This window comes from Pseudomonas sp. B16(2017) (assembly GCF_002113205.1).
Lineage (GTDB): Bacteria > Pseudomonadota > Gammaproteobacteria > Pseudomonadales > Pseudomonadaceae > Aquipseudomonas > Aquipseudomonas pharyngis.
In genome coordinates, this window is the sequence record NZ_NEKA01000011.1 from 50716 (window position 1) to 71373 (window position 20658).

Consider the following 20658-nt stretch of genomic DNA (forward strand, 5'->3'; position numbering starts at 1 on the left):
CAAGACCTGTTCAACCGGCGGGAATCGACAGCGTCGCCCGCAGGCCTCCCTCGACCCGGTTTTGCAGTGTGATCCGCCCACCCAGACGGGTGGCGATGGTATTGACGATGGTCAGCCCCAGGCCCGCGCCCCCGGGGTTGCCCCGGCTGTAGAACCGCTCGAACAATCGCGCCCGGTCCGTTTCATCGATACCCGGGCCCTGATCTTCAACGTCCAAATGGTAAAAACCGTCGACGCGGGTCAATTGCACGCTGATCACGCCGTGCTCCGGGGAGAAGTTGGCGGCGTTGGTGATGAGGTTGTTCAAGGCAATGTCGATGGTGGCAGCATCGGCGAACGCTGGAAAAGGTTGGTCGCTGACGTCAAAGGCCAGTTCCAGATGTTTGCTCAGCAACCATGGCGTGAGTTGCACCAGACTGTTGCGCACGGTGTCGCCAAGGTCGATGCGTTGGTTGGCAGGCGCACTGGCCTTGGGTTCTAGGCGGGCCATGGTCAGTAGCTGATTGACCAGTCGGCTGGTGCGATCCACCCCGGCGATCAGAAATTCGAGTGACTCGCGACGTTCCTGCTCGGTGCCAGCCTCCAGCAGGTTTTGCGCATGTACCCGCAGTACCGCCAGCGGCGTGCGCATTTCGTGGGCGGCGTCGGCGATGAACCGGCGTTCCCGACCGAGCACTTCCTGGATCTGCGCAAGCATGCGGTTGAGTGCGGCTTGCATCGGTTCCAGTTCGCTGGGCAGCGGCGTCAGTTGCAGCGGTTCGAGAGCACCACTGTGGCGGGCGCGCAGGGTCGCCGCCATATTGGCCAGCGGCTTGAGCCCCCAGCCGATGGCCAGCCAGATCATCGCCGCCAGGATCAGACTGCCGATTACGTTCGGCCACAGGGTATGGCGGACGATCCGGTCAACCAGATCCGCTCGCACGTCGCCACGTTCACCCACCCAGATGCGCAAACCGTTCTGTTTGTCTTCCAGGACAAACGCCCGCCAGTGGCGCTTGTTCAGATCCTCCACGTCGCTGAAGCCTGGCTGGATCGGCGGCGTGCTGAAGGAGGGCGCGCTGGCGGTATGCACCAGGATTTCGCCCTTGGCATTCCAGACCTGAAAGGCGAGTTTTCTTTCGTAGGGATGGCCGTCCCCTTTGGGCACGGCTTCGGCCAGTGCCGAGTTGAACGCCCGATAGAGATCCGCGTGTTCCTGCCCCGGCAACGGCATGCGCATCACGCCTTGCAGCAGACGCGCGTTCTGCGCCAGTTGCACGTCGTAGACCTCGGCGATTTCGTGGTTGCTGTCGTGCAGGTTGAACAGGCTGAGCACAGTCAGACCAGCGAGCATCAGGCTGATGATCAGGGTCAGGGTGCGGCGCCGGATCGAGGTCATCGGCGCTCCTCCACCAGATAACCCACGCCGCGAATGGTGCGGATCAGGTCGGTGGAGAACTTCTTGCGCAGGTGATGAATGTGCACTTCCAGGGTGTTGCTTTCGGCTTCTTCGTTCCAGCCGTAAAGCAGTTGTGTGAGGTGGTCGCGGGTCATGACCCGACCCGGCGGCGAGAGCAGTTCGTGCAGCAACTGATATTCCTTGGGCGTGAGCACCACCGGCTGCCCCAGATAGCTGACTTGCTGGGTGCCGGGGTTGAGGCTGATGCCGGCGTGCTCGATCAGCATCTGCGCGCGTCCGGCACTGCGTCGCAGCAGGGCGCGCAGGCGGGCCTTGAGCTCGGCCAGGTCAAAGGGCTTGATCAGGTAATCGTCGGCGCCGGCGTCCAGCCCCGCAATGCGGTCTTCGGTGGCATCGCGGGCGGTGAGGATCAGCACCGGCAGGTTAGAACCAGTGCTACGCAGACGGCGTAGTACTTCCAGGCCGTCCATGCGTGGCAGGCCGAGATCGAGCACCGCCAGATCAAAGGTTTCGCTGAGCAGGGCGTGCAGGGCGCTGCTGCCGTCCTTGAGCCAGTCGACGGTGTAGCCCTCGCGCCCCAGTGCCTGATGAATGCCCTCGCCGAGGGCCACGTCATCCTCGATCAGTAATAAGCGCACACGGACTCCTGTCAGTCGAGTTTCTTGTTTACGTCCACCAGCAACGCGGCGATCTCTTTGCGGCGCCCGGCATCGGCACTTTCCCGGCCCGGGCGCGGAGCGGCTTGCAGGGCCTTGAGCAGCGCTGCTCTGGCTTCAGCGTAGCGTTTTTGACGGTAAAGGTGATCGCCCCAAAAGTACAAACTGTCGATGCCATCAGGGTTGAGTTGCAGGGCCTGCTTGAGCAGTTGCTCAGCCTTGTCGCTGTCGCCGAAACCGATCGGCCAGCCGGGCACCCGATCGTACAGCGCGGCGAGGCTGGTGTAGGCGGAACCTTGCAGCGCCTTGGGGTCCAGGGTCAGGGATTTTTCCAGATCGGCTTTGGCATCCTTGGCTTTACCCAGAGCACCCAGTCCGCCCTCGGCACCGGCCCAACTGCTGGTGACGATGCCTTTCCAGATCCAGGCCTCGGCGACGGCCGGCCGTTCGGTGGCGAAGTGCGTTGCCTGGACGGCCAACTGTTCAAATGCAGCGGCCCGCTGTTTTTCCGGTGTTTCGTACTGGATGTGTGCCCAGCTCTGCTGGATGCTGTTGAGGCGTTGTTGATCGGCAGCGTCCAGCGCCCAGACACTTTGACTGAGGGCGCCCAGCAGCACACAGGCGAGAAGTTTTTTCATGGTTTCGGCGTCTCGTTCTCGGGTTTTTCACTCAGGCGGCGGATCAATGGCAATTGCTTGCGCAGACCGCGATCCACCAGATTGGGCAGCAGGCTGTTGAGGCGTACGAAGAAGCGCTCCGGCCAGCCCAGATAGAGGTCGCGGCGATCACCGGCAATCGCATGGATCACGGCGGCAGCGACGGCTTGCGGATCGTCGATGCTGGATTTGAGTGCGTCGTTCAATGCCTGGGCGGCGGGGCTGTTCATGGCGGTGCGTGTGGCGCGGGGCGCCACGTACAACACACCGACCCGGGTATCCGCCAACTCTCGGCGCAAGGCCTCGGAAAATCCGCGCAAGGCAAACTTGGTTGCGCAATAACTGGCATAACCGGGATAGCCGATCGACCCGTAGGTCGAGCCAACGTTTACCACCATGGCACTGTCGGCCTGCTTGAGCAGCGGCAGCAACAGTTTGGTCAGGCAGATCGGCGCACCGATGTTCACCGCCAGCATGGCGTTGATGTCGCTGTCGTCGAGCTGTTCCAGCATTGCGAAATGATTGACCCCGGCGGCGTTGATCAGCAGGTTGATGCCGCCGATGGCCTCGGCGGCGGCCAGCACCTTGCGCCGGTCGCTGAGGAATGTCAGGTCGGCAGCGACCCAGCACAGGTTCTGTGGGTAAAGATCGAGCAACGGGCGCAGCGATTCCTGATGCCGCGCGACCGCCAGGACCTGCGCACCGGCAGCGCACAGGGCACGCGTGATCGCTATCCCGATGCCGCCGCTGGCACCGGTCAGCACCACACGGGCTTCATGCAGCTGCATGTTGAGCCTCCGTGTCACGGGGCAGGCCGCGGAACATGTCGGTGTAGAGCCGATAGACGACTTTCGAGGCATGGATCACCGCCGCCTGGTCGGCCGGATCTTCCAGCTGATTCATCAGCCGGCGATAGGTTTGCATGTGCTCGATGTCCAGCGAGCCGTGGGAGCTGAGGTAGCTGAACGCCGTTTCCGGCAGGGCCAGACGTTCGCGGATGCTGCCCGCCGCATGGGTGGCCAGGGCGATGCTGGTGCCCTCCAGCACGTTGACCATGCCAAACAGACCCACCGGATTGCCTCGGGCGATCAGATCGTAAAGAAAGCTGACCATCAGCTCGATCGGCAGCGACGGCTGGCCATCACGCACAGCGTTACGGTCACCGCCACAGGCCTCGATGTCGTTGAGCACCCATTGCTCGTGGCCGTATTCGTCCTCGATGTATTCGCACACAGCTTTGCGCAGCCATTCCAGATGCGTCGGCAGGCGCGCACCACAAGCCATCATCAGCGGTACGGTGTGGCGCACGTGGTAGTAGGCCTGGGCGAGAAACGCGCGATAGCTTTCAAGGCTGACCTTGCCTTGCAGCGCATCGAGGATGATCGGCAAATTGAACAGCTCGTGGCGTTCCTGGTGTGTGGCTTCTTGCAGGGTGTCGAAAAAACTCATGGTGCGGATTCCTCGCAAAGGGCGGATTCGGCAAGCACGGCGCGGTACTGCGCGACGATTGCCTCGCGGCGCGGGCGACCGTTGGCGGTGAGCAGGCCGTTGGCGGCCGTGAAAGGTTGTTTGAGGCGTGTCCAGTGATGCACCTGGGCGTAATCGGGCAAGGCCTCGTTGGCGGCGGCGACGGCGGCCGCCAACTGAGCATCGGTGCAGTCCGGACGGTGCGGCCAGAGCAGGGCGTGGTTGTGCGGCAAGGCCTCGCCATACACAAAGGCCTGTGCGATGTGCTGGCGCTGAGTCAGTTCGGACTCGACCCATTCCGGGTTGACGTTGCGTCCGAAACTGGTAACGAACTGATGCTTCTTGCGGCCCTTGAGGTAGAGAAAACCTTCCGGGTCGAACTCGCCCAGATCGCCGCTGGGCCACCATTCATCGCTGTACGTCGGCTCGCCAAGGTAACCGAGCAAGGTCGAGCCTTTGATCAACACCTCTCCGTCTTCGGCAAGGCGCACGTCGACATGGGGCAGGGGCCGCCCGACACTGCCCGGACGACGTGCGCCGGGTCGGTTGAGGCAGACCACCGAGGCGCACTCTGACAGGCCGTAACCTTCGTAGACCGGCAGGCCGATTCGTTGCGCGCGGTGCAGCAGATCCTCGGAAACCCGTGCGCCACCAACGGCGGCAAAACGCAGCGATTGCGGATCGAAGGCTTTCTGTTCGGCAGCGCTGACCAACAGCAAAAGCAATTGCGGCACCAGGATCAGACTCTCGGGCGCCCGGTGGGCCAGGCAGCCCAGCAAGCGCGGCAGGTCGACGCCGCTGGCGCCCTGGATGCCCAGGGTTTTCTGGCTCGGCACGCTCAGCGTTGCGCCGGCGTACAGGGCCGCGTAACAGCCAAGGTTTTCCAGCAGGATTGCCAGCGGCAGCAACGCCACGTGATGTTGAGGGGCTGTGGGTTTGCTGACCTCTTCCAGCTCCCGAGCGACCCGCAGCAGACTGTCGGCGCTCAGGCACACGCCTTTCGGTGTGCCGGTTGTGCCGGAGGTAAACGTCAGTTTGGCGGTACCGGCGGGCAGGCGGTTCGGGCCTTCAAAGGCGCGGCACCAGAATTCACCGCGTTGTTCATAACCGGCAGCGAGCAATTCTGGCTCCAGCTCCGGTTCGGCGATCACTCGTTCGGCCTGGCTTTGTTCCAGACAATGGGCACGTTGTGCCGGACTGAAGAACGGCGGCAGGGTCACGCACGTCAAGCCTTCAAACAACGCCGCCAGATCCCAGAGTATGGCTTCGACGCCATTGTCCAGCGCCAGGGCGATGACTGTCACCTGCTCATCGCGCAGGCGCTGCTGGCGGTACATCACCTCGGCGTACAGCGTCGTGTAACTGATTTTCAGCGTGTCGCCCCACAATGCCAAAGCGTTGTCATTGCGCCCTGCATGGCTGCGCAGGGTTTCCTGGAATCGTTGACGTTCAAGCGACATGGCAGGCTCCTTCGATAGACGTCGGCAATCCCAGCCGGCTGAACAGACCGATGTTGCGCAGATGGATGAAACCGGCGCGGATGTTGCCGACATGCACCCAGGGTTTGCTTTCGTAGTAACTGCCCCAGTGGTGACGGTCATCGCCCAGGCGTTCCGGGTCGGCGGCGCACAGCGTCACGGGTTTCAGACCCAGGCGATGGAAGCTGTTGACCAGCCCGATATTGCCGGTAAACGTCACCCACTCCAGACCGCCCATGGCCAGCAGGTAAGTGATGGCAATGATGCTCAGGCGCGCGCTGCCGGTGTCGTTGGCGGCAAGATTGCCGACTTCGACAATCGCGCTGCGCTCCACCGGATGGTCTGCCGCCGCGCTGATCAACGGCTCGATCGGTTCATCCAGGTAACGTTCGAGAAAAAGTGGTTCAAGGTGCGCACGACGTACTCCGGCAACCGCGCAAAGGTCGCCGGAGTCGTTGTGCACACCAAACAGTTCGGGCATGAAATGGCGGATATCGGCGCCGTGGGCCTTGCGAAAACGTTGTTGAATAAACGCTTCGAACGCCGCTCGTTGAGCGTCGCCGGGTGGGGCGCTCGACAGTTGCATCCGCGGTGTTTCGCCTTGGCCGAAACGCAGGGGCAGGGGGATGTTCCAGTCAGAATCGGGCATGGGCTGAACGCCTCCCTCAATAGGTTTGAGTGGAGTATCCGGACCATTTCTTAACGAAGTCTGAAGGTGAAAAAAGGTTAACGAATGTCGGATCTTCAGATTGTCTTAAGACTGTCACGGCAGTGTGACGCCGTCGGTTCGCCCGGCAACCGGATCGAGACAGCCGAACGAATCGGCCTTCGCTTACAACAATCACGAGGCAACTATGACCCGCGACCTGGCCGCACCCCGTTATGGAAAACTGTCGATCACCTTGCACTGGCTGATGCTGGCGCTGTTCGTGGGCGTGTATGCCTGCGTTGAAATAAAAGGCTTCATGCCCCGAGGCAGCGAAGCGCGAGGCCTGTTAATGGGCCTGCACGGAATGTTCGGCGCGAGCATTTTTGTTCTGGTATGGGTGCGCCTGTTTGGCCGCCTGACGCCACGTCCGCCGATTATCCCCAAACCGCCTGCCTGGCAGACGGCAATCGCGCACCTGATGCACCTGGCCCTGTATGGGCTGATGATTGTCACGCCAGTGCTGGCCTGGCTGATGCTCGCGGCCGGCGACAAACCTTTTCCGTATTTCGGCTTTCCTGTGCCGGCGCCGGTGGCGGTCGATCCGGACCTGGCCAAGCAGATCAAGTACTGGCATGAACTGCTGGGCAGTACGGGCTATTGGCTGATCGGCCTGCACGCGGCGGCGGGACTGTTTCATCACTATTGGGTGCGGGACAACACGCTGCTGCGCATGCTGCCGTTGCGTCAGCGTTGAGTTCGTTATCAAAAAGCCAAAGGCAGTCTGCCGGGCAGGTTGCCGAACGCACGATCAGCGTCCAGTCTGTTGCCTGACAACAGGAAGTGAGGACATCTTCACGATGATCCGGCCAGCGGTTCGTTTTCCGCTGGTCAAACAGCGTATTGACATATCGAATAATCTCGATATTCTCGCGGCATGGACCTGATCGAAGTATTCAAAGCACTCTCAAACCCGGTACGGCTTGAAATCCTGAAAGGCTTGAAAGACCCCGTAAAGAACTTCCCCCCGCAGGATGAGGGCGACGTTCACACGGTGGGCGTGTGTGTGAGCAGTATTCAAGAGGGCATCGGACTCTCCCAGTCAACGGTGTCCGGTTATCTTGCAACGCTGCAGCGCGTGGGCCTGGTTGAAGTCAGGCGCATCGGTCAGTGGACCTACTACAAGCGCAATGAAGCCAATATCAGCGCTTTGGCCGAGGTCATAGGGAAAGAGCTGTAAAAAAATTTACTGGATGATATCGAGATATCTCGATATCCCTTATTGTCGATGCGAGGAATCACCATGAAAGCGATGCTGCTTGAATCATTTGGCAACCCGGAATCGTTCACACTCTGCGACTTACCCAAACCCGTGCCGGAGGCGGGGCAAGTGCTCGTTCGGGTACACGCCACCTCGATCAATCCACTGGATTACCAGGTCCGACGCGGCGACTATCAGGATCTGGTGCAACTGCCGGCCATCACCGGACATGACGTCTCCGGCGTAGTCGAAGCGGTTGGCCCCGGCGTGACGGCTTTCGCGCCCGGCGATGAAGTCTGGTACACGCCGCAAATCTTCGACGGCCCCGGCAGTTATGCCGAGTACCACGTGGCGTCCGCCAGCATCATCGGCAAAAAGCCGCGCTCGCTGAGCCATCTCGAAGCGGCCAGCCTGAGCCTGGTCGGCGGGACGGCGTGGGAAGCGCTGATCGTGCGGGCGGCGCTCAGAGTGGGGGAGAGCATTCTGATCCACGGCGGCGCGGGAGGCGTCGGACACGTCGCCATCCAGCTCGCCAAAGCGATGGGCGCCAAAGTGTTCACCACCGCGCGCGAAGCAAACGCCGAGTTCGTCCGTCGCATGGGCGCCGATGTGATCATCGACTACGAAAAGGACGACTACGTCGACGCCATCCTGCGAGAAACCAATGGCCTGGGAGTGGACGTGGTATTCGACACCATTGGCGGCGACACCCTCTCGCGCAGCCCCGACGTCCTCGCACAACTTGGCCGCGTGGTCTCGATCGTCGACATCGCCAAACCACAAAACCTCGTCCAGGCGTGGGGCAAGAACGCGAGCTATCACTTCGTTTTCACTCGCCAGAACCGCGGCAAGCTCGATGAATTGAGTGCCCTGGTGGAGCGCGGTCAACTGCGGCCACATGTTGGCGCGGTGTATTCGCTTGCGGAGATTCCGCTGGCGCATGCGCGGCTGGAAAGTCCTAACAATGGTCTTCAAGGGAAGATTGCGATTGCGGTCGTGCCGTCGCTTCGGGCGGGTTCCGTGGGGGATGCGTCATGATTTATGAGATCGCTTTGCTGCCTGTTCACGCAGAACGTGTTGATGAGTTCCGGCGTGCATTTGCCGAGGTTGCGCCTTTGCTCCGCCGCGCGAATGGGTATGGCGGGCACATGCTTGCGCAGGGGATTGAAACGCCGGAGCGGCTCAATTTGATCGTGCGGTGGGAGTCGCTTGAGGCTCACACGCAGTTTGAAGCAGGGGAAGACCACAGGGTCTTTATGCTGGGATTGGAGGGGTATTTTTCGGAGGAGCCGCAGGTTTATCACATTGAAGGGGCGGCTTTTACTGCTGGCGAAGGTGATGGGGCTTTTTGGCCAGGAAACTGAAATGTGCTTTTGTGACGAGGGGGCCGGACTGAGTGACAGTCCGGCTTCTGCCCGGAGGTAAACGCGGCGCGCATTGGTTGTTTAAATCAGTCCTGAAGTCACACCCAGACGCCCACAGCGCCTTGCGCCGTCCCCTACACCTAAGACAGAATCCGCCGGCTTGTGCGTCTGGACCTCCGACCGTAACTTGATTCCCGTCACTGCCCATCAGTGATCGGGTCTGCAAGCCCGCCGGAAAAACCAGTCGCACAGCCTGCCAAAAGGACGCTTGTTTGCGTCCGCTCAATGGCGGCTTTGTGCGGGAGACCCTCGGGTCTGCCGGGTGCCTGGTTTCCCGGTCTTGCAGACCCGCACATGGCTGCCACCCATCATCTGCAAGTGATGCTGGTAGCTCCTATTGAAAATCAGGAGTTTCACCATGATCAAACCAACACCGAACCCCCCGGAAACCGATCCGGTTTCACCCTACAAATTCCCCGACTCCCGAACCCTGAACGAGGCAGCCGAACGCGCGCTCGACCATTACCTGACTCCGCAGCAACGGGTTATGGGGAGTCATCACAAACATGATCCGATGTACCTGGCCAATCCGGCGTATGACACCGAATCACTGCTCGCCAATGCCAGCGAATCCCTAGGCTCGGCCAGCGAAATGCTCAACAACTTTGCGGCCACGCTGGAGCCCGCTCACCGTAAGACCGCGATAGGGATTGCGCAGATTGTGATGCTTGGGGAATTGGCGGTGAATCAGGCGTTGGATAACGTCGAACTGAAGACCTAAGGCAGTACTTCAGTAAAAAGGGAGCAGATTCAATACCTGAATCTGCTCCCTTTTTTGTTCGTTAAGCTCAACCGTTGGCGTTTGCTCTCTTTTCCGCCGTCACGATGCAAGCCTTGTAGAAATTGGAATGGAAATCGCTGATCGCTTTCTGTTGCAAACTCTCGCTTGAGTATTGAGGAATCTCGTACGCCTCGCGAATCAACGACTTGAACACCTCACCCACATACTCGTTCTGCTTACCTGCCGCTTCGGCCAGTTCCAACACCGAAGCCATGGGCACGCCTTGCTGCCTGGTTTTCATGACCTGTTTGGCCGAGTTTTCTATTCGTTGGCACTCTTCGAGCTCTTCCTGCGGCACAGGAGAGGCAAGAGCGGAAAGGCTGATGGTGAAGGTTATCGCTGCTGCAAGACATTGTTTGTGCACGAGGTGTCGTCCCTGGTTTTGAGGCTGAACCTTATCATTCGTGGCTCGGCGCCACCATTGCACGCAGGGTGATAGACAGGAAAAGAACCTGGCGCGTCGCCCGAGTCCTGAGCGTTCGAAAAGATCTCTCCCCTCACTCCATCAGCTTGTCAATAGCACAGTTGAGCGACTGTGCAGCCGGCAGCGCGGTGGTAGGCTTTTTACGAGCGCCCGATCTGTTCAGATTATTGATTGAGGCAGGTCAGGCCAATGCACAAGCCGCATGTCAGATAACTGAAAGGATTCGAAAATGAAAAAGTCCATCACTGCTCTGGCCGTATCCGCAACGCTCGCTTTCACCGCCACCGTTGCGAATGCTTCCGTACATCCAACCACCCTTAAGGCTCCTCAAACTGTCAATCAAGTAACAGCTTCTATTGGCACGCCTTTCGGTACCCAACAAACAGCGGGCGAAATCCACATGGCCAGTCTGGCCAGAAGTTGCTCCGATGATCGATATTCCTGGTGGGAGTACAGCGGTTGGGAAATCGTCGGCTGTCTCGCAAGCGGCCAGTGGTAACTGGTCAGATGGGCCTGGTGCGTGACTTGCGTGGCGAGTGCGCACCAGCGCTTGTTGTGAGGTTGGCTGTGAGTCAGGTGCTGGATTACGTGTATCTCAAGGCATAAACCCAATTCTGCGGTGACAAGAGGAGCCGTTCTTCTCCGCATGAAGCCAAGCGCTGGCACTGGGCCACGGCTTGCGCCACCTTGCATCGACTGTCACCCTCCTGCCCGTTCTCAAGGATCAGAACGAGGAATCAAGGATTGAGTGGCTACATTCCCAACCCACCTAAAAACTATCGCAACACAGGCACCAACCCCGTCGATATTCATGCCCAGCGTTGGGCTGAGTATGAGAAACACGGGAAGGAACCGGCATCGGCACGTGAAAAAATTGGCATAGCCCTGCGGATCGGAGTGTTCTTCGATGGGACGGGGAATAATGCGAATAACACCGCAGCAGGCTTGCTTTGTGGTGCCCATCATCCAATTGCGCCCGAAGATATCGATACCAGTTGCAAGCCTTTCATGAGTGATCCTGATAGCAGCTACGCCAACGACACAAGTAATGTGCAGAAACTGAGTGAGCTGTATTTCGCACCCCAGGAAGCCGAAGGGGATAGCTTGTACAAACAAGCGTTTCGGATGGTGTATGTCGAGGGGATTGGAACGCGATCTGGTAAACAGGACAGTACGTTCGGTGCTGGTACTGGGCGAGGTGATACCGGTGTTGCAGGACGAGTTCAAAGCTCATTTGCTGAGATTGAACTGCGTGTAAAAGACGTGTTGGATCTACATCCCAATGGGGAAATTACCTCGCTGAAATTTGATGTATTCGGTTTTAGTCGCGGAGCTGCTGCCGCTCGGCATTTCGCCAACGAAGTCGCCCGTGGAAAACAGGGACCTTTAGGGGATGTTTTAAGAAACGTTGAAAAGCACCTCAGCCGGACCTTCGTTGATCAATTCAAAAGCAGCATAAATATTGGCTTCATCGGCCTCTTTGACACGGTGCCTTCGATTGCTGGATGGTCGAATCTGGGTGACGTCAAAAGTCCAATCGCAACGGGCATCAAGTTGTACCTTGACCGTCGTTTTTTTACAGATGTCGTTCAATTATCTGCCCGAGATGAGTGCCGAGCGAATTTTGCGCTGAGTCGCGTCAAAGCCGACCATTTGGAGATCACGCTGCCAGGCGTTCACTCGGATATTGGTGGGGGTTACCGCGATGAGGTTGAAGAGTGTGTGCTCATCAGCCCTATGCAATCCCTTGAGGTTTCGCAATTTACCGATGTGTCCTCCACCTCGATTTACCAAGATGCGCTGGTTGTGAAAAAACAATGGTTGGACAAAGGTTGGCCGGCGGATATGTTGGAAATCGTCACCCCCGCTGCACGGCTCCTTCCGGTAGATCTGCAAGATAGACTCAGTACTCGCAAGAAACGCGTTTACGTGGCGGTTCAGCTCAAGCGCCCCGTGAGCGGTAAACTATCCAGGGTATATCTGCGTGTAATGCACCAGTTGGCTAAAGAAAAGGGTGTTCGATTCAACGATATTCCGGACACGCCAGAGTTAGCTGTTCCTTCCGAACTTCAATCGCTGTGCAACCGGTTTGTGGCAGGTGACTACAGCACTACACCGCAAGAGGAAAAACAGCTGAAGCTGAAGTACATTCACATGTCCGCAAACTGGAATCATCCCCTCGGCCGCAGAGACGGCAGTGGTCTCCGTGCCGTCTATATCAATGCGCCTACGGCAGACGCGATTCGTGTGCAACATCCTCACGTACCTGACTGGACGCTCTGGTAATGAAGTTACTCGCCACTCTCATCTGTGCACTTTTCATGACTGGCTGCCAGTCTGCTAATCCACTTTCCGCTAAAAATGATCCTAAGTCCGAATGGTGGGAGATGGCTTTTATTGAGCCTGATTACATGAAGGTCTGGGTGGAAGACAGCTCCGTCCAAGATATCACCGGCAAAGTCTTCTTTAGGACTGGCGGCGGCACCGCCGCTGGCGGTGAACCTGAAGACGGAACAGAGTCCGCAAGGGGCTGGAAGGGCGTTGGCGGCAGTGGAAGAAAAGTGGTGGGTGCCGACCTACCCATTCGTATTTACGTACGCTGGCAATCCATCGTAGAGCAGAAGACATGGCAGGTTTGGGTGGACATTCCTGAGGAGGCCAGGCAACTGATGGTGTCATCGACCAATCAGCGTTGCCCGAAGACACCTGATCAAAAAGGAAGGTATATGGCGTCGATCTATCTGGGACTTGCGCCTGGCGGTGTTGTGCAGGTTTGGGTAAGGGACTCATGCCATCACCCGGTCATAGTCGCGCGCGCCCAAGCAGAGATCGAGCCGTTGGGGCCTAGTCAGGGCAAAAATGAAGGGCGTTATGCGTATCCGGTCAGTGAAAAGTCCAAGCGCTATATCGATAAATTCGGTATTCCGTACGGGAGTTGGTAGCTGTCAGCACATGAGGCAATTCATAAGTTTGCTATGCCTGCTGATTGCTGGCTGTCATTTGACTGATCCGTTGTCAGGCGAAAATGATCCCAAGTCCGAATGGTGGGAGCTCGGCATTACCGAACCTCGCTACATGACGGTCTGGGTTGAAGACACCGCTGTGGAAGACATCAGAGGAAGAACGTTCCTGCACACAGGTTCTGGATCGGCTTCGGGTGGGCAACCAGAAGATGGCACAGAATCCGCCAAAGGTTGGCACGGTGTAGGTAGTTCTGCGAAAGCAGTGGTAGGCGCGGATCTTCCCAAACGAATCTACGTTCGCTGGCAATCGATCGTAGAGCCACAAACCTATCGTGTTTGGGTGGATATACCCGAAGAAGCCAGGCAACTGATGCTTACGTCGGTCAACCAGCGATGCGCGAAAGCGCCAGAGCAAACGGCTACCTATATTTCGTCGGTTTATCTGGGGTTGGCGCCGGGCGGAGTTGTGCAAGTGTGGGTTAGAGATTCTTGTCATCACCCGGTCAAGGTGGCTGGGGCTCAAGCTGAGATTGAGCCGTTGGGCCCAAGTCAAGGCAAGAATCGAGGGCGCTACGCATATCCGGTTAATGAGAAGGCTAAGCGCTATATAGAGAAGTTTGGCGTTCCATATGGCAGTTGGTAACTCTGGGTGGTTAGGGGGACGGAAAAGAGAAAGAACTTTTAAAAATAGTCCCTCTTTTTGTCCGTCGCTTTTTTTGAAAAAAATCGCCCGCTCTTGTGCTTCTATAAATTTATAAATGGTTTCAGCAAATATCTAGCTTGAGCAAGGAGGATGCAGAGTCAAGATCCGTGAGTTCTGAGTCCCATAGTCCTAAGTTACACATTTCGGTTTTTATATAACCGTACTCTGAGTCAGAATGCAATACTGTTGCAGTTGTGGCAGAGTATTCGGCGAAGCATTGACACTCTGTAAGCACGCTCTTAATTGTGGCGATTAAAAGATTTTTCGTTCTGGTTGACAAATTTGCTTTGTAGGCTTCGAGCCTTTCTCGCGCTTTTAGGAGCGTCTCGTGAAGTCGCTCTCCGATCTCGAATCGGACCATGACTGCGCGGTCAGAATTGTTTAGGTCCACGGCTCCGATCGTTTCTAAACCTATATTCGTTTTGGCGCGAAATCGATAAAGCCGAAATTGAAGGTGGTGACGGGGGTCGGAAGTATATGGATCGATTATGGGAGTTTTTACAACGTTGTGGCTGCCTTTGGAACCGTTGCATCTCTTGCAGGAAGGCAATAAATTTTGCCAATTTACGACTTCGTTTGGATATGTGTCTTTGTCAAGGAAGTGCTCAACCTCCATATATTTGCTTTCTTTTGTGAGGTCGCACTCGCAATAGGCGCATTTTCCAATGCTGGTTTCTAACAGTGCTGATTTAAGGTCGTTAAAATTCCATACTGAAGTTGATTTTTCTTTAAAAATTTTTGTGAGTCTAGTCGTTTCGCTTGGGTTTAAGCATAAAGGATGGAAGCGCCGCTCGAGTTTAATCATTGTTCGCTCCATCCCAGTGACGCTAATTGAAGTCTCAGGAGCTTGCGTGAATGGCTAAGTGGGTGGAGAGAACTATCCAGCTCTTTAAAGGCGAGTTCTGCAGATTGTATGTCTTCTTGATCAATTGCTAATGTGAAATCCTTCATGAGACGATTGAAAAGCTGCGTTCGAGTGTCCGTCATACCCATAACATCAGTGAGAACCTCATCCACAGTCCAACCGTTAAATCCATAATCTGATTCGGGTAATGGTCGTGTGCTTACCTTTCCGTCATTGAACTCAAGGGCTAATATTTGATTGCGGCCGGCCGCCTGTATTATGTGAGGGCTGTGCGTTGTCAAGATAAACTGACTCAAGGGGAAGATTTCGGAAAGTATTCTGGTTATTTTATTTTGCCATTCTGGATGAAGATGAAGTTCAATCTCGTCGATTAGCACTACTCCCTCGAAATCGATTGCTCTGACTCCAGGAAAACGGAATTCAATTTCCTTGATGATGCTGAAGAAAACTGCTAAGCAGGATTTGAAGCCTGAAGAGAGGAACTCATAGTAGATTGCCCCATTTGGGGAATTGACCAGAATTTCGTTGGAAGAAGCAACAACCCTGCTGAACGCAAAGTCTGGGTTTAATGCCGAAAAGCATTTTTTAGCTAATTCGAAGTTTGCCAGCTGTGTTTCGGAAAGTGCTCCTTCATGGGCCGAATAAAGATAGCGGTTTACAAACCAGTTTTTTATATCGTGAATATTTACGCCTGACTTGCTCTCTTCCCAGATGCTATATATGGGCTTTTCTGAATCTTTACTCACGGAGTTTAATGGTGTGTATGCAAATGTTCTTGTTGTTTTTAGAGATAGCAGGTAGCCGGCGTTTTCAGTGTGGCCGGTAATTGATGCGCGTTGATTTGGTTCATATTGGTCGAACTCAATTTTTACCGGAATCGACTTTCCGTTATGGGATAGCGTTGCCTCTATTTTGCTGTTTTGTGCTAGTACATTTCGACGCAAGATCATTGTCTCTCCATTGGAAAAGCAATGAGCGATGCATTCTAATATAGTGGTTTTTCCTATGCCGTTAGGCCCGCATAGAATGTTCATTTTGCTGTTTAATTTGAAGTGGAGGTGATTCAAACCCCCAACGTCTCTGATTATGATTTGCTCGACTTTCAACTTTTCCTCCGTGATTCTTAACGAGAAGTGTAGAGCGATTGTGTTGTTTTTGTCTTGTTCTTAGTATGGCGTGCTCGTGAAATGAGCAAGATCTGATTTTTCCACTGTTGGCTCTTCATGTTCCTGCTAGATCGGCTGATTATCTAATGGTTAACGAGTATGTCGATGGATGTACTCCCCAACCGCTCCCCATTAACCACCACATGCACCGCATGCACCCCCGCATAGTGCTTGCGCGTAGTGAAATCCTTGATCACCTGCCGCCGCACCACAACCTCACGCTCAAACCCCGCCAACTCCAACGTCTTCAACTTGAAAACCTTGGCCGAAGTCCCGCCATTCGCCTTCACATAGTCAATCGCATAATCAATCACCAACCGCTGTTCCACCGGCACCAATGATCGAACGGTAAACGACAAGGTAATCGTCTCCCCAAGCCGCACAACCGCCGGTTCCACCTTCACATCCAGCAATTCAACCTCAGCCTTCGCCCCCGCACCGATAACCGTGAGCGCCCGAGAATTCCCCTGTTTGATCAAACTCCGTAGCGCATGTTTGGCAATCCACGCCGTGTGTTTGTTTTCCAGCGACCACCCCTCAACCGTATCCAGCACCCACTCCGGATGCTCTTTGGTCACGTCATTCAAATGATTCGCCACGGACTTGCGCACGTACAAACTTTCATCGGCTTTCAACCGATCAAGTATCCCGGCAGCCAACAGCGGATCCGCTTGCACCGGTTCCAGCCGAAATGACCACGGCAGGCGAGGGCGGCTGCCTTCGCTGGCGAGTCTTCGGACGTGGTGGTTTTCGTCTCGGGTCCAGTCGTGCATCAGTTCCAGCGAGCGTTCCAGGTCGCTGCGCAGGAAGTGGCGGATGGCGAATTCGGAGGAGCCGAAGGTGGTGAAGTATTTCAGGGCTTCCATCGAAGTGTCGAACGCGTGCGCGCCGTAGCACGCGACGTAGTGCGGCAGGCACATGCTGACGAAGCCGCTGTTCAGTCGCGGGGCAAGTTCGCGCAGCACAGCGAGGGAATTTGCGTAATCCAGCGGCAGCACCGCGTGCAGGCTTTCGCTGACGCGGGCCATGCGTTGCATGACGGAGAGGTCGGCGAGGCCGTCGTTGGCATGCTTGAGAAATGCCTTGGCTTTGAATGCCGGGTACACGGCGCTCATTTCTGTAGCGATGTGTTGCAGGCGTTCGGCGTTGAAGATTTCTTTGAGGGCCGGGGCGGCGGTTTCGGTGGCGCTCATGGTCAGGTCATCGGGGTGTCGATGAACGCCTGGGTGCTTTCGGCGTACGCGGTGTACTGAGCGATGCGCGGGAAACGTTGAGCGTCGATCTGGTCGGGGACGACGAGGCCGGTGAAGCTCCAGGCGACGGCGAGAGTGATGCCGTCCTGCTGGAGAGGGCCGTCGGTGGGCAGTGGGTGTTTTTCGAGTTCATGTTCAAGGGCGGTGAAGGCGGCGGCGAGTTGGCCTTCGACGCGTTCGACCCACGGCTGGTATTGAATGTCGGCCGGGCGCAGGTTGCGTTCGTAGTAGAGCTGCACGGCTTTTTCGCAGGCGGCAAGGCCGAGGCCGATCAGGCGCAGGGCTTTGACCCGTTGCGGCAGGTCAGTGGGCAACAGGGTTTTGCCGGACAGGGCTTCGAGGTAGTCGAGGATCAGGGTCGAGTCGATCAGCACTTCGCCGTCATCGAGCACCAGGGTCGGCGCCTTGACCACCGGGTTGATCTGCTGGAAACGTTCGAAGTGGCGGAACACCGAGACCGGGTCGTGTTCCAGTTCGATCCCCAGGCATTTGGCAGAGATCGCCACGCGGCGCACGTAAGGGGAGTCCAGCATGCCGATCAGTTTCATGACGCGTTCCTTCTAGTCGAACCGGGGAGGGCATAACGTAGCCGAGGTTGGGGGGATTTGTCAGTCTTTGCGAGGGGTGGGTTTTACGGTCAGCGACCGTGACGAATTGCGGCAAAGCGCCGCTCGTCTGACGTTTGTCTTCTATATACAGCCGCTCGACTGAATTTCTTGCTATAAACGCACTCCGATGAGCGCTGTGAAGCCTGTGTCAGAGCAGTTTCCGGGCCTTGTCGGACAAATTCCCGGTATTTACAGTTGCTGAGGCCTCAAACGGGCCTTAGACTGCCGCCCCTTCGTAAATTGAGTGCCGGGTGGCGTTTGCAATAAACGATGCCTTTCCGATGACCGCAGGCGGTTCGCCGGAACGCTCCCTAATTCGCCTTAATGCACGTTTTTTATAGAGATATCAATGACAAAGGACAAGTTGCTGGCCATGCCGGCAGATGACTACATGAATGCCGAGCAACATGCTTTCTTTCGAGAGCTGTTGCAGAACATGAAAGTCGAAACCCATGAGCGCATTGAGCAGAACCGTATTGCCATCGAGAGCCTGGACACCCCGGCTGACCCGGCGGACGCCGCATCGGTGGAAGAAGAGCGCACCTGGCTGGTAAACGCGATCGATCGCGACCAGCGCATGCTGCCGCAACTCGAGCAGGCCCTTGAGCGTATCAAGGAAGACAGCTTTGGCTGGTGCGACGACAGCGGCGAGCCGATCGGGCTGAAACGCCTGCTGATCAGCCCGACCACCAAGTACTGCATCGAAGCTCAAGAGCGTCACGAGCAGATCGACAAGCACCAGCGTCAGGCCTGATTCCTGAGGCGACCCCTTCAATGCGGGTCGTCGCGAAAAGATCGCAGCCTTTTGCAGTTTCTCCGGGAACTGCAAAAGGCTGCGATCTTTGCTTTTTCTCGTCTGCCGGAAAGTCTCCCCGCTATTCCATTGACCTGCCACAGACCCACGACTAACGGACCATGGATAATGGCGTTGTAGTGGCGTTTAATGCAGTCACAACAATGAGAACAAGCGTGGGGTAACAAAATGACGAGAGATGGATCTCTGGTTGCGGCTCTGCCTGCACCAGTTGTTTTGCCGAAGAATCGCTGGCTGACGCCGACCCTGCAAAGCATCGCCCTGATGCTGTTGCTGGCCGGGATGAGCCTGGGCGAATGGCCCTTGTACATCGGCATGCCGCTGGCGGTGCTGATCGTCTGGCTGCCGCGCCTGCGTTCCCGGGCGGTTCCCGATGCGCAAACGGTCGACAGCAGCAACGCGATGTCCGAGCTGACTCGCGACCTTTCCTACACCACCAGTCATAACGCGCTATCAGCTGCTGGCGTGGCGTTTTCCGTCAAGGAGCTGGCCGGCAAGCTTCAATCGCAACTCGACGCCGCCGCGCAGATCGTCAACAACGCTGAAGTGATGATCGCCACTGAGCAAGCCACTTCGCAGCTCAGCCGTGAAGCCTTGGGCGCTGCCAGCGAAGCCCATCACTGCAGCGCGGCGGGGCGCACCGAGCTGGTGGATTCCATTTCGCGCATGCATCAGCTCAGCCAGCGCGCCAATGGCAGCCGCGAACTGATCGAAGCCTTGAGCCAGCGCAGCGATGACATTCAGCGCGTGACACTGGTGATTCAATCCATCGCCAGTCAGACCAACCTTCTTGCATTGAACGCCGCCATCGAAGCGGCCCGGGCCGGCGAGCACGGTCGTGGATTTGCAGTGGTCGCAGACGAGGTACGTGGCTTGGCGGCGCGTACCGCGACGGCCACCGGCGAAGTGGGCGAGATGGTCGCCGACATCCAGCAACGCACGGCGCAGGTGGTGGAGCAGATTCGCCAGCTCTCCGACGATTTGCACACGGGCGTCGAGCAGGTCGAACACACCGGTCAGCACCTGGAAAACATCGCGCGACTGGCAGCCGGAGTGGAGACCCAGGTCGGTGAAATCGCCCGAGGCGCGGAAACCAATCGTGAGCAGCTCGACGGTCTGTTCACCGCCATCGAACAGATGCGCAGCGATCTGGCGATCAGCGACCAACAGACCCGGCGTCTGGCCGAGGCCGCCGTGCAGATGGAAGGGCAGGCGGAAACCATCAGCGAACGTCTGGCCGAAGTCGGGCTGGATGACTATCACCAACGCATCTACGACCTCGCCCGCGAAGGGGCCAGCCAGATTGCCGCGCGGTTCGAGGCCGATGTCGAGCAAGGTCGCATCAGTCTTGAGGACCTGTTCGACCGTCAGTATCAGCCGATTCCCGACACCCAGCCGGCCAAGTTCCAGACTCGTTTTGATCGCTACACCGATCAGGTGCTGCCGGCCATCCAGGAACCGTTACTGCCGCGTCACGAAGGTCTGGTGTTCGCCATCGCCTGCACGCAGCAGGGTTATGTGCCGACCCACAATCAGGCATTCAGCCAACCTCTGACCGGTAATGTGCAGGTCGATACCGTCAACAATCGCACCAAACGCAAATTTGCCGACCGCACCGGAATCCGTTGCGGCAGCCACCAGCAACCGGTGCTGTTGCAGACTTACACCCGCGATACCGGCGAGTTGATGCACGACCTGTCGGTGCCGATCATAGTCAAGGGCCGGCATTGGGGCGGGTTACGTCTGGGCTATAAACCGGAGAAGCCGCGCTGAGCCATTGTTGCCGGAACTGCAATTAAGCTGTGCAGCGGCGTTGCTGTTTCCTCTTGATCCAAATCATTAACATGCCCACATAGTTAGGTTGCTAATGAAGTTGGGAGGTCAACATGCAATGCAGAGTCGATGTCGCGGTGATGATCGGCAGCGGTGTACCCGCCGGTCTGCGCGCGATGGGGCAAAGTGTCTGCTGGGTGGTGCTGCTCAATGGCGAACGCCGGGGCACTGCGTTTGCAAGTCGTAACGAGGCGGAAGAGTGCAGGGCCGCATGGCTTGCGCAATTGAGCGCTGAAACCGGTGACAGCCTGCACTGATCAA

General features: G+C 57.1%; 24 protein-coding genes. 12 read left to right on the forward strand and 12 right to left on the reverse strand.

The features are described 5' to 3' along the window. Nucleotides 1-10: 10 nt before the first annotated feature. From CAG25_RS19395 to CAG25_RS19425, 7 genes are read right to left on the reverse strand one after another with little or no spacing between them, the layout of a single operon-like run. Nucleotides 11-1378 (reverse strand): ATP-binding protein, encoded by a 1368-nt coding sequence (locus CAG25_RS19395; protein ID WP_085610631.1) that lies wholly within the window; start codon nt 1376-1378, stop codon nt 11-13. After that, nucleotides 1375-2037 carry a response regulator gene (locus CAG25_RS19400; protein ID WP_064597443.1) on the reverse strand — a complete coding sequence of 221 codons (663 nt, stop codon included), beginning with the start codon at nt 2035-2037 and terminating at the stop codon, nt 1375-1377. Before CAG25_RS19400 ends, CAG25_RS19395 begins: the two co-directional genes overlap by 4 nt. Nucleotides 2038-2048: 11 nt before the next feature. After that, complete coding sequence (locus tag CAG25_RS19405) at nt 2049-2693, reverse strand: tetratricopeptide repeat protein (RefSeq protein ID WP_064597437.1); 645 nt, start codon at nt 2691-2693, stop codon at nt 2049-2051. After that, nucleotides 2690-3499 carry an SDR family oxidoreductase gene (locus tag CAG25_RS19410; RefSeq protein ID WP_085610630.1) on the reverse strand — a complete coding sequence of 270 codons (810 nt, stop codon included), beginning with the start codon at nt 3497-3499 and terminating at the stop codon, nt 2690-2692. Before CAG25_RS19410 ends, CAG25_RS19405 begins: the two co-directional genes overlap by 4 nt. Further along, nucleotides 3486-4160 carry a TenA family transcriptional regulator gene (locus CAG25_RS19415; protein WP_085610629.1) on the reverse strand — a complete coding sequence of 225 codons (675 nt, stop codon included), beginning with the start codon at nt 4158-4160 and terminating at the stop codon, nt 3486-3488. Before CAG25_RS19415 ends, CAG25_RS19410 begins: the two co-directional genes overlap by 14 nt. Further along, entirely contained in the window at nt 4157-5638 is a 1482-nt protein-coding gene (locus CAG25_RS19420; RefSeq protein WP_085610628.1) for an AMP-binding protein, read from the reverse strand. Before CAG25_RS19420 ends, CAG25_RS19415 begins: the two co-directional genes overlap by 4 nt. Then, nucleotides 5628-6305 carry a thermostable hemolysin gene (locus tag CAG25_RS19425; RefSeq protein ID WP_085610627.1) on the reverse strand — a complete coding sequence of 226 codons (678 nt, stop codon included), beginning with the start codon at nt 6303-6305 and terminating at the stop codon, nt 5628-5630. The genes CAG25_RS19420 and CAG25_RS19425 overlap by 11 nt, the downstream gene beginning before the upstream one ends. Nucleotides 6306-6510: 205 nt before the next feature. Here CAG25_RS19425 and CAG25_RS19430 point away from each other — a divergent pair, with 205 nt between their 5' ends. From CAG25_RS19430 to CAG25_RS19450, 5 genes are all read left to right on the forward strand, one after another. After that, nucleotides 6511-7059 carry a cytochrome b gene (locus tag CAG25_RS19430; protein WP_085610626.1) on the forward strand — a complete coding sequence of 183 codons (549 nt, stop codon included), beginning with the start codon at nt 6511-6513 and terminating at the stop codon, nt 7057-7059. A gap of 180 nt (nt 7060-7239) precedes the next feature. Next, on the forward strand, nt 7240-7542 hold the full coding sequence (locus CAG25_RS19435) for a helix-turn-helix transcriptional regulator (RefSeq protein ID WP_007950555.1): 303 nt from the start codon (nt 7240-7242) through the stop codon (nt 7540-7542). Nucleotides 7543-7605: 63 nt separating this feature from the next. Next, nucleotides 7606-8601 (forward strand): zinc-dependent alcohol dehydrogenase family protein, encoded by a 996-nt coding sequence (locus CAG25_RS19440; RefSeq protein WP_085610625.1) that lies wholly within the window; start codon nt 7606-7608, stop codon nt 8599-8601. After that, nucleotides 8598-8927, forward strand: a complete 330-nt coding sequence (locus CAG25_RS19445) for an antibiotic biosynthesis monooxygenase (protein ID WP_085610624.1) — start codon at nt 8598-8600, stop codon at nt 8925-8927. Before CAG25_RS19440 ends, CAG25_RS19445 begins: the two co-directional genes overlap by 4 nt. Before the next feature lie 418 nt (nt 8928-9345). Next, entirely contained in the window at nt 9346-9708 is a 363-nt protein-coding gene (locus CAG25_RS19450) for a DUF6124 family protein (protein WP_074688720.1), read from the forward strand. 67 nt (nt 9709-9775) lie between these two features. Here CAG25_RS19450 and CAG25_RS19455 read toward each other — a convergent pair whose 3' ends face one another. After that, complete coding sequence (locus tag CAG25_RS19455; RefSeq protein ID WP_085610623.1) at nt 9776-10132, reverse strand: hypothetical protein; 357 nt, start codon at nt 10130-10132, stop codon at nt 9776-9778. Between the two features lie 289 nt (nt 10133-10421). On the opposite strand from CAG25_RS19455, the gene CAG25_RS19460 reads away from it, so the two are divergent. The 4 genes from CAG25_RS19460 to CAG25_RS19475 all read left to right on the forward strand — a co-directional run bounded on the left by CAG25_RS19460 (nt 10422) and on the right by CAG25_RS19475 (nt 13798). Then, the gene (locus CAG25_RS19460; RefSeq protein WP_085610622.1) at nt 10422-10691 is read left to right on the forward strand and encodes a hypothetical protein; all 270 of its coding nucleotides are present in this window, start codon (nt 10422-10424) and stop codon (nt 10689-10691) included. Nucleotides 10692-10936: 245 nt separating this feature from the next. Further along, the gene (locus CAG25_RS19465; RefSeq protein ID WP_085610621.1) at nt 10937-12478 is read left to right on the forward strand and encodes a DUF2235 domain-containing protein; all 1542 of its coding nucleotides are present in this window, start codon (nt 10937-10939) and stop codon (nt 12476-12478) included. After that, nucleotides 12478-13134 carry a DUF2931 family protein gene (locus CAG25_RS19470; protein ID WP_085610620.1) on the forward strand — a complete coding sequence of 219 codons (657 nt, stop codon included), beginning with the start codon at nt 12478-12480 and terminating at the stop codon, nt 13132-13134. The genes CAG25_RS19465 and CAG25_RS19470 overlap by 1 nt, the downstream gene beginning before the upstream one ends. 10 nt (nt 13135-13144) lie before the next feature. Then, complete coding sequence (locus CAG25_RS19475) at nt 13145-13798, forward strand: DUF2931 family protein (protein WP_085610619.1); 654 nt, start codon at nt 13145-13147, stop codon at nt 13796-13798. A 121-nt stretch (nt 13799-13919) separates the two neighbouring features. On the opposite strand, the gene CAG25_RS19480 is transcribed toward CAG25_RS19475, so the two are convergent. From CAG25_RS19480 to CAG25_RS19495, 4 genes are all read right to left on the reverse strand, one after another. After that, entirely contained in the window at nt 13920-14663 is a 744-nt protein-coding gene (locus tag CAG25_RS19480; RefSeq protein WP_085610618.1) for a hypothetical protein, read from the reverse strand. Continuing rightward, nucleotides 14660-15829: an AAA family ATPase gene (locus CAG25_RS19485; protein WP_085610617.1), complete on the reverse strand. Its 1170-nt coding sequence runs from the start codon at nt 15827-15829 to the stop codon at nt 14660-14662. The genes CAG25_RS19480 and CAG25_RS19485 overlap by 4 nt, the downstream gene beginning before the upstream one ends. Before the next feature lie 143 nt (nt 15830-15972). Then, nucleotides 15973-17082 carry a DNA alkylation repair protein gene (locus tag CAG25_RS19490; RefSeq protein WP_085610616.1) on the reverse strand — a complete coding sequence of 370 codons (1110 nt, stop codon included), beginning with the start codon at nt 17080-17082 and terminating at the stop codon, nt 15973-15975. A 2-nt stretch (nt 17083-17084) separates the two neighbouring features. Continuing rightward, nucleotides 17085-17690 carry a glutathione S-transferase gene (locus CAG25_RS19495; protein WP_085610615.1) on the reverse strand — a complete coding sequence of 202 codons (606 nt, stop codon included), beginning with the start codon at nt 17688-17690 and terminating at the stop codon, nt 17085-17087. 409 nt (nt 17691-18099) lie between these two features. Here CAG25_RS19495 and CAG25_RS19500 point away from each other — a divergent pair, with 409 nt between their 5' ends. The 3 genes from CAG25_RS19500 (at nt 18100) to CAG25_RS19510 (ending at nt 20654) form a co-directional block, all read left to right on the forward strand. Continuing rightward, entirely contained in the window at nt 18100-18504 is a 405-nt protein-coding gene (locus CAG25_RS19500) for a TraR/DksA C4-type zinc finger protein (RefSeq protein WP_085610614.1), read from the forward strand. Nucleotides 18505-19113: 609 nt separating this feature from the next. After that, nucleotides 19114-20337, forward strand: a complete 1224-nt coding sequence (locus CAG25_RS19505; protein WP_371857733.1) for a methyl-accepting chemotaxis protein — start codon at nt 19114-19116, stop codon at nt 20335-20337. Between the two features lie 113 nt (nt 20338-20450). Continuing rightward, nucleotides 20451-20654, forward strand: coding sequence for a hypothetical protein (locus tag CAG25_RS19510; protein WP_039767042.1), 204 nt, complete (start codon nt 20451-20453; stop codon nt 20652-20654). The last annotated feature ends 4 nt before the right edge of the window (nt 20655-20658 follow it).

Coding starts and splice junctions, on each gene's coding strand:
- CAG25_RS19395 (WP_085610631.1), bottom strand. CDS start 1,378: ATGACCTCGATCCGGCGCCGCACCCTGACCCTGATCATCAGCCTGATG.
- CAG25_RS19405 (WP_064597437.1), bottom strand. CDS start 2,693: ATGAAAAAACTTCTCGCCTGTGTGCTGCTGGGCGCCCTCAGTCAAAGT.
- CAG25_RS19410 (WP_085610630.1), bottom strand. CDS start 3,499: ATGCAGCTGCATGAAGCCCGTGTGGTGCTGACCGGTGCCAGCGGCGGC.
- CAG25_RS19415 (WP_085610629.1), bottom strand. CDS start 4,160: ATGAGTTTTTTCGACACCCTGCAAGAAGCCACACACCAGGAACGCCAC.
- CAG25_RS19420 (WP_085610628.1), bottom strand. CDS start 5,638: ATGTCGCTTGAACGTCAACGATTCCAGGAAACCCTGCGCAGCCATGCA.
- CAG25_RS19425 (WP_085610627.1), bottom strand. CDS start 6,305: ATGCCCGATTCTGACTGGAACATCCCCCTGCCCCTGCGTTTCGGCCAA.
- CAG25_RS19430 (WP_085610626.1), top strand. CDS start 6,511: ATGACCCGCGACCTGGCCGCACCCCGTTATGGAAAACTGTCGATCACC.
- CAG25_RS19435 (WP_007950555.1), top strand. CDS start 7,240: ATGGACCTGATCGAAGTATTCAAAGCACTCTCAAACCCGGTACGGCTT.
- CAG25_RS19440 (WP_085610625.1), top strand. CDS start 7,606: ATGAAAGCGATGCTGCTTGAATCATTTGGCAACCCGGAATCGTTCACA.
- CAG25_RS19445 (WP_085610624.1), top strand. CDS start 8,598: ATGATTTATGAGATCGCTTTGCTGCCTGTTCACGCAGAACGTGTTGAT.
- CAG25_RS19450 (WP_074688720.1), top strand. CDS start 9,346: ATGATCAAACCAACACCGAACCCCCCGGAAACCGATCCGGTTTCACCC.
- CAG25_RS19460 (WP_085610622.1), top strand. CDS start 10,422: ATGAAAAAGTCCATCACTGCTCTGGCCGTATCCGCAACGCTCGCTTTC.
- CAG25_RS19470 (WP_085610620.1), top strand. CDS start 12,478: ATGAAGTTACTCGCCACTCTCATCTGTGCACTTTTCATGACTGGCTGC.
- CAG25_RS19475 (WP_085610619.1), top strand. CDS start 13,145: ATGAGGCAATTCATAAGTTTGCTATGCCTGCTGATTGCTGGCTGTCAT.
- CAG25_RS19480 (WP_085610618.1), bottom strand. CDS start 14,663: ATGATTAAACTCGAGCGGCGCTTCCATCCTTTATGCTTAAACCCAAGC.
- CAG25_RS19490 (WP_085610616.1), bottom strand. CDS start 17,082: ATGAGCGCCACCGAAACCGCCGCCCCGGCCCTCAAAGAAATCTTCAAC.
- CAG25_RS19495 (WP_085610615.1), bottom strand. CDS start 17,690: ATGAAACTGATCGGCATGCTGGACTCCCCTTACGTGCGCCGCGTGGCG.
- CAG25_RS19500 (WP_085610614.1), top strand. CDS start 18,100: ATGACAAAGGACAAGTTGCTGGCCATGCCGGCAGATGACTACATGAAT.
- CAG25_RS19505 (WP_371857733.1), top strand. CDS start 19,114: ATGATCGCCACTGAGCAAGCCACTTCGCAGCTCAGCCGTGAAGCCTTG.
- CAG25_RS19510 (WP_039767042.1), top strand. CDS start 20,451: ATGCAATGCAGAGTCGATGTCGCGGTGATGATCGGCAGCGGTGTACCC.